Source organism: Paraburkholderia sp. Ac-20347 (assembly GCF_017104805.1).
Taxonomy (GTDB): domain Bacteria; phylum Pseudomonadota; class Gammaproteobacteria; order Burkholderiales; family Burkholderiaceae; genus Paraburkholderia; species Paraburkholderia tropica.
Window position 1 is genome coordinate 84,413 of record NZ_JAAGPN010000002.1, and the last position, 15,246, is coordinate 99,658.

16 protein-coding genes are annotated in these 15,246 nt (G+C 61.3%); 2 read left to right on the forward strand and 14 right to left on the reverse strand.

The window, feature by feature from the left end; all coding sequences use genetic code 11:
* The first annotated feature begins 157 nt into the window (after positions 1-157).
* Positions 158-1,075 (forward strand): LysR family transcriptional regulator, encoded by a 918-nt coding sequence (locus G3N97_RS00980; protein ID WP_205991465.1) that lies wholly within the window; start codon positions 158-160, stop codon positions 1,073-1,075.
* Positions 1,076-1,231: 156 nt separating this feature from the next.
* Here G3N97_RS00980 and G3N97_RS39915 read toward each other — a convergent pair whose 3' ends face one another.
* The 6 genes from G3N97_RS39915 to G3N97_RS01005 all read right to left on the reverse strand — a co-directional run bounded on the left by G3N97_RS39915 (position 1,232) and on the right by G3N97_RS01005 (position 7,156).
* On the reverse strand, positions 1,232-1,357 hold the full coding sequence (locus tag G3N97_RS39915) for a hypothetical protein (RefSeq protein ID WP_277397717.1): 126 nt from the start codon (positions 1,355-1,357) through the stop codon (positions 1,232-1,234).
* Between the two features lie 193 nt (positions 1,358-1,550).
* A complete protein-coding gene (locus G3N97_RS00985) occupies positions 1,551-2,741 on the reverse strand; it encodes a porin (RefSeq protein ID WP_205991467.1) in 1,191 nt (396 codons plus the stop codon).
* Between the two features lie 532 nt (positions 2,742-3,273).
* Positions 3,274-3,591, reverse strand: a complete 318-nt coding sequence (locus G3N97_RS00990) for a hypothetical protein (RefSeq protein WP_205991468.1) — start codon at positions 3,589-3,591, stop codon at positions 3,274-3,276.
* Positions 3,592-3,913: 322 nt separating this feature from the next.
* Positions 3,914-5,179, reverse strand: coding sequence for an aminotransferase class V-fold PLP-dependent enzyme (locus G3N97_RS00995; protein WP_205991470.1), 1,266 nt, complete (start codon positions 5,177-5,179; stop codon positions 3,914-3,916).
* A 78-nt stretch (positions 5,180-5,257) separates the two neighbouring features.
* Complete coding sequence (locus G3N97_RS01000; protein ID WP_205991471.1) at positions 5,258-6,460, reverse strand: pyridoxal phosphate-dependent aminotransferase; 1,203 nt, start codon at positions 6,458-6,460, stop codon at positions 5,258-5,260.
* Positions 6,461-6,490: 30 nt separating this feature from the next.
* Entirely contained in the window at positions 6,491-7,156 is a 666-nt protein-coding gene (locus G3N97_RS01005; protein ID WP_205991472.1) for an RraA family protein, read from the reverse strand.
* A gap of 137 nt (positions 7,157-7,293) precedes the next feature.
* Here G3N97_RS01005 and G3N97_RS01010 point away from each other — a divergent pair, with 137 nt between their 5' ends.
* Positions 7,294-8,262, forward strand: coding sequence for a LysR family transcriptional regulator (locus G3N97_RS01010; protein WP_205991473.1), 969 nt, complete (start codon positions 7,294-7,296; stop codon positions 8,260-8,262).
* Between the two features lie 19 nt (positions 8,263-8,281).
* Here G3N97_RS01010 and accC read toward each other — a convergent pair whose 3' ends face one another.
* From accC to G3N97_RS01050, 8 genes are all read right to left on the reverse strand, one after another.
* Complete coding sequence (gene accC, locus G3N97_RS01015) at positions 8,282-9,628, reverse strand: acetyl-CoA carboxylase biotin carboxylase subunit (RefSeq protein ID WP_205991475.1); 1,347 nt, start codon at positions 9,626-9,628, stop codon at positions 8,282-8,284.
* A gap of 12 nt (positions 9,629-9,640) precedes the next feature.
* The gene (accB, locus tag G3N97_RS01020; protein ID WP_205991476.1) at positions 9,641-10,114 is read right to left on the reverse strand and encodes an acetyl-CoA carboxylase biotin carboxyl carrier protein; all 474 of its coding nucleotides are present in this window, start codon (positions 10,112-10,114) and stop codon (positions 9,641-9,643) included.
* 189 nt (positions 10,115-10,303) lie between these two features.
* Positions 10,304-11,341, reverse strand: coding sequence for a porin (locus G3N97_RS01025; RefSeq protein WP_241030292.1), 1,038 nt, complete (start codon positions 11,339-11,341; stop codon positions 10,304-10,306).
* Positions 11,342-11,446: 105 nt separating this feature from the next.
* The gene (locus tag G3N97_RS01030) at positions 11,447-12,223 is read right to left on the reverse strand and encodes a 5-oxoprolinase subunit PxpA (RefSeq protein ID WP_205991477.1); all 777 of its coding nucleotides are present in this window, start codon (positions 12,221-12,223) and stop codon (positions 11,447-11,449) included.
* A 3-nt stretch (positions 12,224-12,226) separates the two neighbouring features.
* The gene (locus G3N97_RS40090; protein ID WP_205991478.1) at positions 12,227-12,646 is read right to left on the reverse strand and encodes a biotin/lipoyl-containing protein; all 420 of its coding nucleotides are present in this window, start codon (positions 12,644-12,646) and stop codon (positions 12,227-12,229) included.
* Positions 12,637-13,620 carry a biotin-dependent carboxyltransferase family protein gene (locus tag G3N97_RS01040; protein ID WP_205991480.1) on the reverse strand — a complete coding sequence of 328 codons (984 nt, stop codon included), beginning with the start codon at positions 13,618-13,620 and terminating at the stop codon, positions 12,637-12,639. The genes G3N97_RS40090 and G3N97_RS01040 overlap by 10 nt, the downstream gene beginning before the upstream one ends.
* Positions 13,617-14,255: a 5-oxoprolinase subunit PxpB gene (gene pxpB, locus G3N97_RS01045; RefSeq protein WP_346777998.1), complete on the reverse strand. Its 639-nt coding sequence runs from the start codon at positions 14,253-14,255 to the stop codon at positions 13,617-13,619. The genes G3N97_RS01040 and pxpB overlap by 4 nt, the downstream gene beginning before the upstream one ends.
* Positions 14,256-14,502: 247 nt before the next feature.
* Positions 14,503-15,240, reverse strand: a complete 738-nt coding sequence (locus G3N97_RS01050; protein WP_205991482.1) for an aspartate/glutamate racemase family protein — start codon at positions 15,238-15,240, stop codon at positions 14,503-14,505.
* Between the last annotated feature and the right edge of the window lie 6 nt (positions 15,241-15,246).

The following is a 15,246-nucleotide window of genomic DNA, read 5'->3' on the forward strand; positions in this document are numbered from 1 at the left end:
CTCGTCGTCCGGTCGTGCTCTTAGTGGTATTGTATTGATGCAAACCATCGATAATTGAACGAAAATTAGCGTATCTGATAGCGATTTTCTGCATCAATCAAATTATGGCGAACTGTGGGCAATTGCAACGTCGCGCCGTCAGGCAAGGAGACCGGAATTGGACGTCATCACGCACGTGCGTACCTTTACGGTGGTGGCACGCCACGGCAACTTCACGGAAGCAGCGCATCAACTGGAGGTGGTGCCGTCAGTGGTCGCGCGGCGCATCGCACAGCTTGAACAGGAACTGGACACGCGGCTGTTCGAGCGCAGCACGCGCAAGGTCTCGCTCACAGAGGCAGGCGAGCGCTTCTATACGCGCGCCGTGACGCTGGTGGCGGATTTCGAGGATCTGGTAACATCGGTCGAGCGCAACGCGGGCAAGCTCGAAGGCCATCTGCGCGTGATGGCGCCCACCACGTTGACGCTGCAGCAACTCGGGCCGGTGCTATGCGCGTTTCTCGACGAGCATCCGCGCATCACGCTCGATCTCGCGCTCGTCGATCATTCGGCCAATCCTGCGGAAAGCGGCTTCGATATCGCGATCAGCGGACGGCTGGCGAGCTACGACGGCGTCGTGGATATACCGCTGCGGCCGGTGCAACCTGTGCTGTGTGCATCGCTCAGCTATCTGCGAAATGCAAAACCGCTTGCACATCCCCGCGATCTCACATCGCATCCGTGTCTCGTGTTTGCGGCAACGGGCACGATCTGGCAGTTCCAGTCGGCGCGGGGTGTCGTGTCCGCGGACGTAACCCCGCGGCTACGCGCCGACGACAACCTGACGTTGCTCGAAGCCGCTCGCACAGGTCTGGGCGTTGCGCTGTTGCCGACGTATGTTGCTAGCGAGGCGCTCGCTTCCGGGCAACTCACGCAACTGCTTCCGCAATTCACGCCACAGGAAAATTGGTTCAAGGCTTACGTGCCGCGCCGCAATCTCAACGTTGCGCGCGTGCGCGCCTTGATCGACTGGCTGAAGGAGAAATGGTTAGCCCCAACGGCTGCGGGGCTTGAGGCCAGCACCCCGCCGCGATAATCATTGCCGTGGCAACGCGTCGCGGGGCATGGCCAATGCGTGACGCGGTTCGAGGAGGTCGCCTATCGCGGCGGCCGCGGGTTGCGGGGTCGGAGCGCCCCGCGTCCGTGCTTGAGAAGCACTCGACGCAGAAAGTTTTCGAGCGCGGCAAGCAGTTCACGAGACTGTTCGACTGTGGGCTGCCAGCTGCGATGCGCCGCTGCGCTCCCCCGCGTCAACCACGCTATTGAGCACCCTTGCCTCGGTCTCGCCAACGAAACCCTCGTCGAGCAGCTTTTTCACCTTGTCCTCCAGACTGTAGCCCGGATGCCCTTGAAATCCAATGGGCTCTGTTCGTTGATTTAATGAAAATATTAATTGAGGACAGGCCGGAAAATCTCATGCAACCGCAATCGTTACGACCGGAAATTTGCGCCGAAAGCAAGATGCCCCTTCGGCGCCGCCCCGTCACTGGCATGCCGGGGCGCCGAGACCGTCAGAAGCGATGCGTGATGCCGACGATCGCGGCAACGGCATGGCTGGTGCTCGAGTAGGTGGAACCGATGAAATTTGCCACGGCCGCTTTGCCCGTCGAGTCGGTGCCCGATGCAGCTTCGTAAAAGGCGTTCGCGTAGAGCGAAGTACGCTTGCTTAAGGAATAAATCGCGCCCAGATTCAGCTGATTGTAGTGAGCACTGTCGTACTTGCCGGCTCCGCTGTTGTGGGTATAGATGTAGGCGCCCGCGAGGGTAAGACTCGGGGTCATGGCGTATTTGAGGTTCAGTTCGCCAGAGTTGAACGTTGCAGTTCCACCATTGTACGCAGTACCATAGCTCCCGCCTGCTGCAACACTGCCGAGATTCTGGAACTGCGTGTTCGAATAGAGGACAGCGACGGTGACAGGCCCGAGTCCATAAGCCCCCCCCGCTGTCACGATCTGCTGTGAACCTGCCGATGCGTATCCGCCAAAGATGGGGCTTGGCATATTGTTGTTCGTACCGGAGGTCGACGTCGACGAGTTGCCCTGGTTGCCGTATGTCGCGTAGTACGGATTCTTCGTGAACATGTAGCTCGCACCAAGCTTTAACGAGCCGTATGCGTACGCGAGCGAGACGTCTTTGACCGAATTTTGCCCAAAATTCCCGGCGACGTTTCCGAATCCATAGAGGACTCCCAACGTAATACCACCAATTCGCGGACTCGTGTACTTCACGGAGTTCTGGATCCGGTTTGAGGTATCGACGTTGTCTACGTCTGCCGCGCGCGTGCCGTAACTCAGGCCCGATGCCGCCCAGTCATTCCCCGAGGCAAACGAACTGGTTGCGTCATTGCTCGCCGTGTACTGACGTCCCGCAGTCACGGTACCCCAGGTGCTGTTGCTTAGACCGACGAACGCCTTACGTCCAAACAACAGGCCACCCTGGCTAAACGCTCCGGATCCAAGGGTGAAGCCATTCTCGACGTCAAAGATTGCCTTCAGGCCGCCACCGAGATCTTCTGCTCCGAGAAGGCCCCATCGCGACGAATTTCCCGACGACAGCCCGTACAACTGGCCCCCTTTGACGTTGCTGTTGTACAAAAATCCGGAGTCGACGATGCCGTAAAGCGTGACGCTGCTTTGGGCGTGTGCAACGCTCGAACCGATGGCCAGCGTCAATGCGGAAGCGTAATATTTTTTGAGCTTCATATGTTGAAGTCTGCCGTTGTTGATAGAACATTTGAAATTATTGAGAAGCCAGCCCGTCCGTCCCCGTCACTGGCTTATCTCACTGCGACTAAATGTCGGGGAACTCCCTGGTCCGCACGCCGTTTCCGAGAACCGACTGATGCGAAGAACCTAAGCTCACACGTGTTGGCAATCGGCATCGACAGGTCTTCTTTTTCAGATTTTAAAATAGGATTCCTCTATTTATTTTCAGAAAACTGCCTAGAATTCGTTAGTGGATTCTAACCGCCGATCTTCATTGCACTCGTTGTGAGAGGTCCAGGTCGATCATCGGCGCTTACAATGATGGCGGACGATATCACCAGTCATCCTAATGAAGCATTCAAACCCCGGCGCCTCTCCCTGCACACCTCCTGGTTCGGTCTCGTGAAAAGCGTTAATCCGGCGTGGTACGCGAGCCAAGGCTACCCCGCGTGCAAAGAGGCAATCAAGGCTCCGGGCGATCGTTTTCACCGCCGCGACTTGACGCGATCCAGGCACCAATGTTCATCGTTCAGGCGGCGACGGCGCGATCCGATAAACGGTACCCCCTGCGCTCCGGGCGCGAGAAAACAGTCATTTTGTCGGTCGCGAACGGCAAAGACTCGATCCACCTGAACACATTCCACGAGCTGCAGTAGTTGAACGTCTGTTTATCGACCGGGAAGTTAGTTTCGAACATGCAGCAGTTGAGCCCAAAGAATTCGTTGCACATCCTAAAAATAGACTTCCACGCCTCGGCGAGTTGTCTGGACGCACGCGGCGTCGTTTCATCGGCAAACGGACGCCCGAATATCTGCATTCCAGCCGTGCCGAGCCTGCCAGAAACCATTAGATAGTGCCAGCATTCACTTCCGCGAGCTTTCGTGCATAAGGACCAAAACCAACAAGTGCTCCGAAACGATCGACAGTGACTTTGACTTCCGGGCACGCCTTCGCAACTCATCCTCCGTCACACTTAGGGGTTCACACATCAAATTCTTCGATAGTCCGGCACGCTGATCCTTCTTCCATACAAATTGAATTCCGAAGTAGATCGGCACAACCTCCCTACTTCTCCCCCAATAAGCCGGAAACTCCAAAGGTGGAGCATTCAATCAGTTTGCGTTGCATTCAAATATACGCGCTGATAATCAGGTCAATCCGACAGAATGCTACAGTTGCGCCGTGATCCGCAAAAATTGATCGATGTCATCGAACGAGTGGCAATGCAGCGGCGACACGCGAATCGCGCCCGCAAGACCGAACGATTCGAGCATGCGCTTCGAGTAGAGACTGTCTTGCACGCGCTCGTACACGATCACGCCGCGCCGCTCGTACTCGCGCACGGCCTGCGCGGCCGTCATACGATCGATTGACATGGCGACGATGAGATCGCGCTTCGACAGATCGGCGTAATCGAGGTGCACCGTCACACCCGCGAGTTGTCGCAAACCCGGAACGTTCGCGCTGCCGTCGAGCATGCGCGCCAGCAACGCGCGCTCATGCAGCTCGATACGCTGCACGCCCTCGACAAAGCACCCGCGACGATCCGCGCTCGCGGTGAATTGCGCGCCGAGCCAGCACACGTAATCGACCATGGCCGTGACCACCGCGAATTGCGCGGGCGCCGCGCTGCCGAGATCCCAGACGGTTTCCGCCTTCGCCGCGAGTTTGTGATGCGGCAACCGCGCCATTCGTTCGGATAACCAGGTCATTCCCGAGCCGCGGCAACCGAAGAACTTGTACGGCGCGATATTCATCGCGTCCACCGGCGTCTTGCTCACGTCGATCACGCCATGCGGCGCGTGCTGCACGGCATCGACAATGATGTAGAGATCGGACTTCACCTCGCGCGCGCGCCGCGCCACGGCTTCGATATCGATCTTCGCGCCCGAGATATTCGATGCGTACATCACGCTCAAAAAGCAGGTGTCCTTATCCACGAGCTTGACGATCGCGTCCACGTCGATGCCGCCCGTTTCCGGGTTGCTCGGCGCCACGCGCAGCGTCTTGCCCGTTTTCTCCGCGTAATACGACACCGCGTCGAACGACGACGGATGCTCCAGTACCGAAGTCACCACGTTGGTGCCCGGCACGTTTTCCGCCACGGCGTGAATCACGTCGAACATCGCGCCCGAGGCGGTGTGCGAGGCGAACACGCTGCCGCCCTGCGCGTTGAAGATCAGGCGCGCGTCGGCGGCGCCTTGCGCTTCGATCTCCTGCAAGTGGCGCGCGACGTCGTGCATGCGCTCGCTGCAATCGGGTAAGGCGTCCACGAGCGCGTGGCGCTCGATGGCCGCTTTCAGCCGAAACGAGCCGCCCGCGTTGTCGAAAAACAGCCGGCGCCGGCCCGCGTGGTCTTCATCGACGAAATGAAAGCGGCCCTTGATTTCCTGCTGGAGCGCTGCGGGAAATGGCAAGCCGGTCGACATGTTCATTGTGTGAACCTCGAATGGTGCGCGGAAAAATGGCCCAGCCAGCGTACACCATGACCGGGCCTGCGTGCGGCGTGGGCGTTACGTCAACACCGCGCACGCCTCGACGATACGGCGGCAGCCTTCGAGAATGGTCTGCTCGGAGGTCGCGAACGAAAGCCGCAGATACGGCGACACGCCATACGCGGACCCGTCGAGCGTCGCCACGCCCGCCGTTTCGGTGAAGTAGCGCACGACGTCGAGATCGCTGGCGAGCACATCGCCTGCTGGCGTGGTCTTGCCGATCAGACCCGCCACCGAAGGATAAAGATAGAAGGCCCCGCGCGGCGCATGCACGGCAATGCCCTTCGCCTTGCCGAGCAGCTCCGCCATCAGCTTGCCGCGCGCGGCGTAGCTGCGTGCGGCCGCGCGTGGCGCATCCTGACTGCCGGAAAACGCTTCGATAGCGGCAGCCTGGCTGATCGAACTCGGGCACGTGGTGGTCTGCGAAATTAGCTTGGCGATCGCGTTGACGAGCGTGACCGGACCCGCGCCAAAGCCCACGCGAAAACCCGTCATGCTGTAGCCCTTGGACGCGCCGTTCACGATGAGACAGCGCTCCGCAATGGCGGGAATCGCCTGCACAGCCGAGACATGCTGCGCGCCGTCGTACACGAAATGCTCGTAAATTTCGTCCGACATGACCCACACGTGCGGATGCTTTTGGAGCACCTCGCCGAGCGCCGCGAATTCTTCGGCGGTGTACACGGCGCCCGTGGGATTGTTCGGTGAATTCAGGATCAGCCACTTGGTGCGCGGCGTGATCGCGGCTTCGAGCGCGGCGGCCGTGAGCTTGAAACCCTCCGCCTCGCTGCCCTGCACGATCACGGGTACGCCTTCGTTGACCACCACCATGTCGGGATACGAGACCCAGTACGGCGCGTGGACGATGACTTCGTCGCCGGGATTGAGCGTGACCGCGAGTGCATGAAAGATGATGTGCTTGCCGCCGCTGCCCACCACCACGTTCTCGGGCGCATAGGTCAGCTGGTTGTCGCGCGCGAGCTTTTCGGCAATAGCCTTGCGCAGGCGCGGCGTGCCGTTCGAGCCCGTGTACTTCGTCTCGCCGTTACGCAATGCGGCAATGGCGGCTTCCACCACGTTGTCGGGCGTTTTCAGGTCGGGTTCGCCGATGGTAAAGTCGACGATATCGCGCCCCTCAGCGCGCAGCTTTTCGACGAGCGCCTTGGCGGCCATGCTCGGCGATGGCTTGATACGGTTGATGCGATCGGAAAGAAAATCCATGTTCAATTGTGTGTAATGCGCGTTATGCGTTCAAGCCGCCAGATTCTTTGCCGCGAGTATCTGCTCGATCCATTTCTGTTCGCGTCGGCCGGTGGCAATCTCGGCCTGGATCGCGTCTTCCTTCGCGCGATGCTTCGCGGCCAATGCGAGCAACGACTCGGCTTCGCTCTGCGCGAACGTGACCACGCCGTCTTCGTCGCCCACCACGATATCGCCCGGATTCACGATCTGGCCGCCCACCGAAACCGGCACGTTCAGTTCGCCTGGACCGTCCTTGTACGGCCCGCGATGCACGACGCTGCGCGCATAGCACGGAAAGTTCTCGAACGCGGCCACATCGCGAATCGCACCATCCACAACGAACCCCACGCAGCCATGTTGTTGCGCGTGCAACTTGATAAGTTCACCCACCAGCGCATTGTGCGGCTCGGCGCCGCCGTCCACTACGAGCACGTGGCCCGGTTGCATTTGCGTGAGCGCCTTGTAGATCATCAGGTTGTCGCCGGGGCGGCACTTCACGGTCAGGGCCGTGCCCACGAGCTTGCCCGTGCGGTTGTAGCGCGTGAGGCCGACAATGCCGGTGCTGCGCGCCATGTTGTCGCTCAGGTGCGGCGTGACGACGTTCTCGAATGCCGCGAGCAGCGCTTGCGGCGCGACGTCGGCCGCGGGGTTGATGCGAAAGCCGGTGAGGCTCATTGCGTTCTCCATCGGATATTGGCCGCTTGACGGCACGATGCTGGCAACGATAAAACGACAAATAGCTGCAAAAAAGCGACTTTTTTCTATTTACTAAGATCGCTTTTCTTCATGAACCTGTCTTACGGAAACGCACGATGCTGACCTTCAAGCAAGTCGAGGCGCTCTATTGGATCGTCGAGCTGGGCTCGTTCGAAGCCGCCGCGAAAAAGCTCAACGCGAGCCAGTCCGCCATCTCGAAGCGCGTGCACGAGCTGGAAAGCACCTTCAATCTGGAAGTGTTCGACCGCAACCGGCGCAGCGCACGGCTCACCGAAAAAGGCGAGGAGCTGTTTCAGTACGCCAAGGAACTGCTGGAGCGGCGCGACCAGATCGTGGAACGCGTGAGCGCGAAGGAAGTGCTGGTGCGGCGGCTGCGCCTGGGCGTGACCGAACTGACCGCGCTCACGTGGCTGCCGCGCCTGATCGCGGCGATCCGCCACGAATATCCGAAGGTCATTGTCGAAGCCGAAGTGGAACTGAGCGCGACCTTGCGCGAGCGTCTCGCCGACGACAGCATCGACTTCATCGTCGTGCCGGGCAGTACCACGAGCGAGGCCTACGTGACCACGCTGCTCGCGCGCGTCGAGAACGTGTGGATGTGCGCGCCCGACATGGTGCCGGCGGGCGGCCCGATTCCCTTGACGGCGATCTCGCGGTTTCCGCTGCTCACGCAAGGCAATGCATCGGGCACCGGCATGGCGTACGGACGCTTTTTGCAGGAGCAAGGCGTGCACGTGAAGCGCGCGCTCTCCAGCAACAACCTCGTCGCACAGATCGGCTTGACGGTCTCGGGCCTGGGCGTGAGTTATCTGCCCCACGAGTGCTTGCAGCCGCTCGTGAAGGAAGGCACGCTCGGCGTGATCGAAACGGATCCGCCGCTGCCGCCCGTGGAGTATTCGGCGGTCTATCGCTCCGATCATCCGTACTCGCTCACGCGCGAAATCGCGCGGCTCGCCACGCAATGCGTCGATTTCGGCAACCTGCTGTTTCAGCCGCTTCAGTCGCAACAGACGCAAACCAGCGCGCAGAAACCGGCGCGCAAACGCGCACCGGCCAAGCCCTGAGGTTCGCGCGCGCCCGAGTTTACGACTCCTGCTTCAAGCGCGACTCCAGATAGTGGATGCTCGCGCCTCCCGCGATAAAGGCCTCGTCGGCCAGAATCTCGCGATGCAACGGCACGTTGGTCTGAATACCGTCGATCACCGTCTCCGCGAGCGCCGACTGCATGCGCGCGATGGCCTGCTCGCGCGTCGCGCCATGCACGATGAGCTTGCCGACCATCGAGTCGTAGTACGGCGGCACCGTGTAGCCCGCGTGCGCGTGCGTGTCCACTCGCACGCCGGGACCGCCTGGCATTAGCCATGTGCCGATACGGCCCGGCGAAGGCAGGAAACGCTTCGGATCTTCGGCGTTGATGCGGCACTCGATCGCGTGGCCCGTGAGACGCACGTCGGCTTGCGTGAATGACAAGCACTCGCCCGCCGCGACGCGAATCTGCTCGCGCACGATGTCGATGCCGGTGACGAGTTCCGTCACTGGATGCTCGACCTGCACGCGCGTATTCATTTCGATGAAGTAGAACTGGCCGTTTTCGTAGAGGAATTCGAACGTGCCCGCGCCTTCGTAGCCCATGTCCACGCACGCCCGCGCGCAGCGTTCGCCCACCTGCGCGATGAGTATTCTGTCGATATGCGGCGCGGGCGCTTCTTCCAGCACCTTCTGGTGGCGGCGCTGCATCGAGCAGTCGCGTTCGCCGAGCCAGACGGCGTGGCCATGCCGGTCGGCGAGAATCTGGATCTCCACGTGCCGCGGCTTCTGCAGATACTTTTCCATGTACACGGCCGGATTGCCGAAGGCGCGACCTGCTTCCTCCCGCGTCATCGCCACGGCGTTCAGCAGTTCTTCGCTGGAGCGCACGATGCGCATGCCGCGCCCGCCGCCGCCGCCCGCCGCCTTGATGATGACGGGAAAGCCGATGAAATCCGCCTGACGGCGGATTTCATCGCTGTCGTCGGGCAACGCGTCACGCGAACCCGGCACGCACGGCACGCCGGAATTGCGCATCGCGTTCTTCGCGGAAACCTTGTCGCCCATGAGGCGGATCGTTTCCGCGCGTGGCCCGATGAACGCGAGACCTGCTTCGCTCACGCGTTCAGCAAACAGCGCGTTCTCGGAGAGAAAGCCATAGCCCGGATGAATGGCCTGCGCTCCCGTGCCTTCCGCCGCCGTGATGAGCGCGTTCATGTTGAGGTAACTCACGGCCGATGGCGCGGGACCGATGCAGATGGCTTCGTCGGCGAGTTGCACGTAGCGCGCGTCGCGGTCGGCCTCGGAATAGACCATGACGGCCTTGATGCCCAGTTCGCGACACGCGCGCTGCACGCGCAAGGCGATTTCACCGCGATTGGCGACCAGTACTTTATCGAACATAAGAACTCACTCTCATTGCGGCGCGCGCGTTTCGATGGTGAACAGCGGGTGGCCGAATTCCACGAACGCGCCGTTTTCGACGAGGATTTCCAGCACTTTCCCTCCCACGTCGCATTCGATTTCCGTGAGCATCTTCATCGCTTCGATCACGCCCAGCGTTTGCCCAGGCGCGACCTGCGTGCCCGTCTCGACGAACGGCGCCGCCCCTGGCGAACCCGCGCGGAAGAACGTGCCGACCATCGGCGACTTGAACACGTGGCGTGTGTCGGCAGCGGGCGCGGCCGTAGCTTGATCGGCGGGCTTTACGGCGCTGCCCTGTTGTGCGATCGGTTGCGCGATTGTGTGCGCGAGCGGTTTCGGCGGCGGCGAATCCAGCGCGCCGCCGCGCACGAGTTTCAGCACATCGTTGCCTTCCTGAAGATGCAGTTCGGTGAGATCGGACCGCGACAACAGGTCCATCAAATGCGTGATTTTCTGAATTTCCATACGATTGTTTTGGGATGTCGAAATGGCAATGTCTGTTCGACGAATACAGCTTCGCTCGAACGCGAAACCGGTCCGTCGACGCGGACCTAGGTTCTGAACCGTGCGATCAGAAGCGCGTGCGCAACGCCACCATCTCGCCGGTGCTGTTGTTCTCGCCACCGAAGCTGCCTATCGGGCTGTTCGGGTCCGTCACGGAAGCACTGCCCAGCAGGCTGTGATCGAGTCGGCGTACACGTCGATGCGCTTCGAGAGCAGGTAATCCGCCATGCCGAAGCACGAGGCAATATGGCCGGACTGCGAACCCGCGACGTTCGAGACGGGGTCGTACAGACCGCCCATCGTGAACTTCAGGTAAGGCGTGGGCTTATAGGCGTCGCCGAAATTGAACAGATTGTCGATAAGCGCCTTGGTCTGCGTGCCTGCGCCCGCCTCCGTGTTGGCATTGCCGATAATGTTGGCGTTCGCGAGAGCGCCGCCGCTGCTATTGGCCGCGATTGTGAAGCCCGCGTAGCGGCGCGAGTAGATGTAGTACGAGTAGAGCGTCGCTTTCGAGAACTCATAGCGAAAGCCCAAGCTTGCCGCATACATGTTGTGATTGGCCGAGTCCTTCGACTGCTGGCCCAACACTCCCACCTTCAGACAGCCCTCCGTATAGATCGCATTGAGCGCCGTGGTGCTGCCCTTGCTTTCGCTGCCCGGCTTGCCGCCGAACGAATGATGGATCTCAACGGCCACCGGCCCGAAGCTGTTCGAATACTGGACGGTATTGTCGAAGCGCACGCCGAGCAGGAAGATTTCCCAGTCCACGGGATTCTGGTTGCCCACCTGCACTTCATCGAAGGTCGCGATGAAGTCGAAGCCCGTGCCGTACTGACGGCCGAGCTTGAGCGCGCCGTAGCGCGTGTTCGTCAGGCCCACGAACGCATAGCGGCCGAACAACTGCCCTTGCTGATCGACACCGCCCGTTGCCGGATTGAAGCTGCTCTGCAAGTCGAAGATGGCCACCGTGCCACCGCCAAGGTCTTCCGAGCCCTTGACGCCCCAGCGGTTTCCGCTGCCAATGCCTTCTGACATATACAGCTTGTTGCCATGTCCCTGCGTTGTGGGCTGATTGGTGGCGAAGCGAATCCCCCCGGCAATCAACCCGTGGAGCGTGACTGATGACTGCGCCCAGGTGGGAACAGAGAGCAGGCCAAGCGTCGCGGGTTCAAGCAGGGATTTTTTCATAATCAGCGTCCAAGTGTAGGCGAGCAATCCTCGGCACTAGCTATAATAATATGCATATCTAATCAATCATCTTCCGGTCTAGCCGTGGTGCAGGACAAGGTCCGGTTACACGCGGTGCGTAGCGGCGAGCGGCTGCAGCATCACGCCTGCGGCCACGAGCGTGTTCTTCACTTCGAGCGCCATGGCAACGGAACCCGCCGTATCGCCATGCACGCAGATCGAGTCGATGGCCACGGGAAGGCGTTTGCCCGAAAGCGCGGTGATACAGCGGTCTTCCACCATGCGCAGCACGCGCGCGGCGGCTTCCTGCTTGTCGTGAATCACCGCGCCCTCGAGCCGGCGCGAAACGAGATGGCCTTCATCCGTGTAAGCGCGGTCTGCGAACACTTCGCGCAGCACGTGCAGGCCCGCGCGCTCGCCCGATTTCTCACCTTCGGTGTTGGGTGGAATCACGTAGAGCAAGTCGCGATCCACGGCCTTCACGGCGCGCGCGATGGCGTCGGAGATATCGGCGTCCTTGAACATGAGATTGCCGAGCGCGCCGTGCGTCTTGAAGTGCGTGACCTTGTGGCCGGCCGCGTGCGCGATCGCCTGCAGCGCGCCGATCTGATACGCGATGAGGTTCTCGATCGTCTTCAGACTATCGCCCACGATGGTGCGACGCCCGAATCCCCACACGTCGTTGAAACCGGGATGCGCGCCCACATCCACGCCGCGTTGCAGCGCGCCCGTCACCGTGCGATGCATGATGTCGGGGTCGCCCGCGTGAAAGCCGCACGCGATGTTCGCCGAGGTCACGATGTCGAGCATGGCATCGTCGTCGCCCATCTTGTAGGGGCCGAAGCCTTCTCCCATGTCCGAGTTCAAATCAACGATATCCATCTCTCACTCCACCACTTCGATATTCAGTGTCAGTAGCGGCTGACCGTATTCGACCAGCGTTGCGTCCGCCGCCAGCACGTCGCATACGACGCCGTCCGCCGCGGCGATCACTTCGCGCAGAAAGCCCGCGCATTCGAGCAGTGCAACCACATCGCCGCGTTTCACTTGCGCGCCGCGCGCCGCGAGCGGTTTGCGCGTCACGGGATGATTCGCGACGAAGGTGCCCACGGCAGGCGCTCGCACGAGTTGTTCGGGCATAGCTACAAGCGCTTGTGCATCGACATCGGCATGGTCACGTTCGATCTGCGCCGCGCCGCCCGCACGCACGATCCGCAGTTGCGAACCCGCGTGCCGCCACTCCAGCGCTTCCATGCCCGTCGCGCGCATGTGCGCCGCGAGGGTTTCGATTTCCGTTACTTCCACAGCGCCCTCCAGCGACAGGTTTCGAGACTCGCCACGTGTCGCGCGAGGTCGCGCGACGCCGCCACGCAACCGGCCACATCGGTCTCGACGAACTGCACGCGGCTGCCCAGCGGCGCCTGCGCGAGCCGCCAGAGATCGGCCTCGGCCACGGTCGCGATCTTCGGATAACCGCCCGAGGTTTGCGCGTCGCTCATCATCACAATCGGTCGCCCCGAAGGCGGCACCTGCACCACGCCCGGCACGATCCCGTGCGAGAGCAGCGAGAGCGGTTCGGCCAGCAACAACTCCAGTCCTTGCAGGCGATAGCCGATGCGATTGCTGTCCGGCGTGACAGTCCACGCCGTGTCCCAGAACGCGCGCCGCGCCGGCTCGGGAAACGCATCGTGCTCTGGACCGGGGAGCGCGCGCACGAACGTTACGTCGCGGCCGCCGCGTTGCGCGAACGCCGTGTCGAGCACGTCGCGCGGCGGGAACACGCCGAAGCCGCCCGAAGCGTTCGCACCGTAGGAGGCCGCCTGCACGCTCACCACGTCGCCGCGACGCAGACAACGGCCCTCGAATCCGCCAAAGCCCACTTTGATGTCGGTGCTGCGCGAATTCAGCACCACGGGCACGTCAATGCCGCCGGAAACCAGCACGTAAGCACGCGCGCCGCTGCGAGGCGGATTAAGCGTGAGCACCTCGCCTTGCGCCACGTCGACCGACCACCACGGCAGCAGCGCCTTGTCGCCAACCGACGCACGGCAGTCCGCGCCCGTGACCGCAATACGCGCGTTCGCTTCGAAGCGCGCCTTGAATGGAAACACCGTGACTTCAATGCCGGCCGCGCCCTGCTCGTTGCCGACCAGCATATTGCCGATACGCAGCGCGAGCGGGTCCATCGCGCCCGCCACGCTCACGCCGAGACTGCGATACCCCCTGCGGCCCGTGTCCTGCACCGAGCACAGCGGACCGGTTGCGAGAATCTCGATCACGATTCGATCCTCGCGCAACGAAAGCGCAGCGTGTCGCCTGGATTGAGCAGCGCGGGCGACTCGCGAAATGGGTCGAAGAAGTCCACTTCCGCCGCGCCGATTAAACGCCAGCCGCTCGGTCCCGTGAGCGCGATCACGCCGGTTTGTACGCCGCCGATAGCGACGGTGCCAGCCGGCACGCTCAAGCGCGGCTTTTCCAGGCGCGGCGTTTCGAGCCGCGCGTCCATGCCGCCGAGATAGCCGAAGCCCGCATGCGCGCCCAGAAAATACACGGTGTACTCCGCGCCGGCATGCATCGCCACGGCCTCTTCCAGACTCAGGCCCGCGTGCTCGGCCACATACGGCAGATCCTGCCCGCGCTCGCCACCGTACACGACCGGCACGTCTATCACCTTGACCGCCGCGCTCAGCGGCGCGACGTGCGGCCACGCCTGCGCGAGCTGCCGCGCCGTCTGCTCGATATCGAAGTCGCCGGGCTTCATCACGACCATCAGGTTGTTCATGCCCGGCACGACTTCCTCGATTTCGGGCCACTCTCCGGCAACCTGCGCGAGCGCCCAGAACTTCGCCTGACACACCGGGTCGAGCGGTCCGGCGCTTTCGCAGAGAATCGCCGAGTCGGCCAGCAGGCTCACCTTAAGCGCATCGCCGGTTTTGTCGGCAGGACGAGTGGATGAATTACGCAACACAGCACCCATTACTTGTGGAATACAAAGATTCGATCGATCCCAAATTGACGCTCTGAAGGGTGCGGCGCTACAACGCACCCCGGTGCCAGGTCAGTCAACTGCATTGCTGGCCGGGATAGAGACGTTTAAGGAGGACCATCGAGTGACTCTCCCTGACCTCAGGGCAAAATTTTTTCAAACTCGCCAACGGAGATCATGCGCTACGAGAGGTTGAGATTGTCGCGGATTCCTCACTCTTGCCCTCTGGCGCCAACAGCCGCATCGATGCCCAAATTGTCGCTTGGTTCGAGGTAATAACCGGCTTCCCGGTGACCGCAAGGATTTCAGGAATCGCTTCCATCGCTCTCCATGCCGTACACGAACAAAACAGAGCATCGGCTTCTGGTACCCAATGACGGATGGCAAACTCGGCAATTTCCGCCGGATCCTGGTCATTCACCGCACGATGACCGCGAGCTGCTGAGCGCGCGTCGCCGGCAATAGACATCACCTCAAAGCCTGCATTCTCCAGGTATGTCTTGAGGCGCGCATTGAGATCCTGTGGATACGGCGTCACGACACTCAGCCTCCTCGCTCGCTTGTCGCGAAGCGCGGATATTACTGATGGGCTGGTTGCAATCGCAGGCACGCCAGCGATCTCACGGATGAGATTTATCACATCATCATCCCAACCAGGACCCTTGTAAAAGCTCCCCGAAGTGCAGCCGTAAGCAATGGCATCAACATGGGCAGCTTTAAGATCCCGAACAGCGTCACTCAATACATTATTCATTCCATCGAGCGTCGCTGCTGACAATTCACCATCAACGATGGTGAGCCGAGCAGTATGAACAGACACGCCGGTAACGAGGTTTTGCTGGAAGTCTGCTTCAACTGCGTTATTGGTCGCCGGGACGAGAACGCCGAGGCGTTTGAATTTTGGATATTTCATTTCCGG

Bases quoted from the DNA above. Each gene is read 5' to 3' on its own strand.
- G3N97_RS00985 (WP_205991467.1), bottom strand. From the start codon at position 2,741: ATGAAGCTCAAAAAATATTACGCTTCCGCATTGACGCTGGCCATCGGT.
- G3N97_RS00990 (WP_205991468.1), bottom strand. From the start codon at position 3,591: ATGGTTTCTGGCAGGCTCGGCACGGCTGGAATGCAGATATTCGGGCGT.
- G3N97_RS00995 (WP_205991470.1), bottom strand. From the start codon at position 5,179: ATGAACATGTCGACCGGCTTGCCATTTCCCGCAGCGCTCCAGCAGGAA.
- G3N97_RS01000 (WP_205991471.1), bottom strand. From the start codon at position 6,460: ATGGATTTTCTTTCCGATCGCATCAACCGTATCAAGCCATCGCCGAGC.
- G3N97_RS01005 (WP_205991472.1), bottom strand. From the start codon at position 7,156: ATGAGCCTCACCGGCTTTCGCATCAACCCCGCGGCCGACGTCGCGCCG.
- G3N97_RS01010 (WP_205991473.1), top strand. From the start codon at position 7,294: ATGCTGACCTTCAAGCAAGTCGAGGCGCTCTATTGGATCGTCGAGCTG.
- accC (WP_205991475.1), bottom strand. From the start codon at position 9,628: ATGTTCGATAAAGTACTGGTCGCCAATCGCGGTGAAATCGCCTTGCGC.
- accB (WP_205991476.1), bottom strand. From the start codon at position 10,114: ATGGAAATTCAGAAAATCACGCATTTGATGGACCTGTTGTCGCGGTCC.
- G3N97_RS01025 (WP_241030292.1), bottom strand. From the start codon at position 11,341: ATGAAAAAATCCCTGCTTGAACCCGCGACGCTTGGCCTGCTCTCTGTT.
- G3N97_RS01030 (WP_205991477.1), bottom strand. From the start codon at position 12,223: ATGGATATCGTTGATTTGAACTCGGACATGGGAGAAGGCTTCGGCCCC.
- G3N97_RS01050 (WP_205991482.1), bottom strand. From the start codon at position 15,240: ATGAAATATCCAAAATTCAAACGCCTCGGCGTTCTCGTCCCGGCGACC.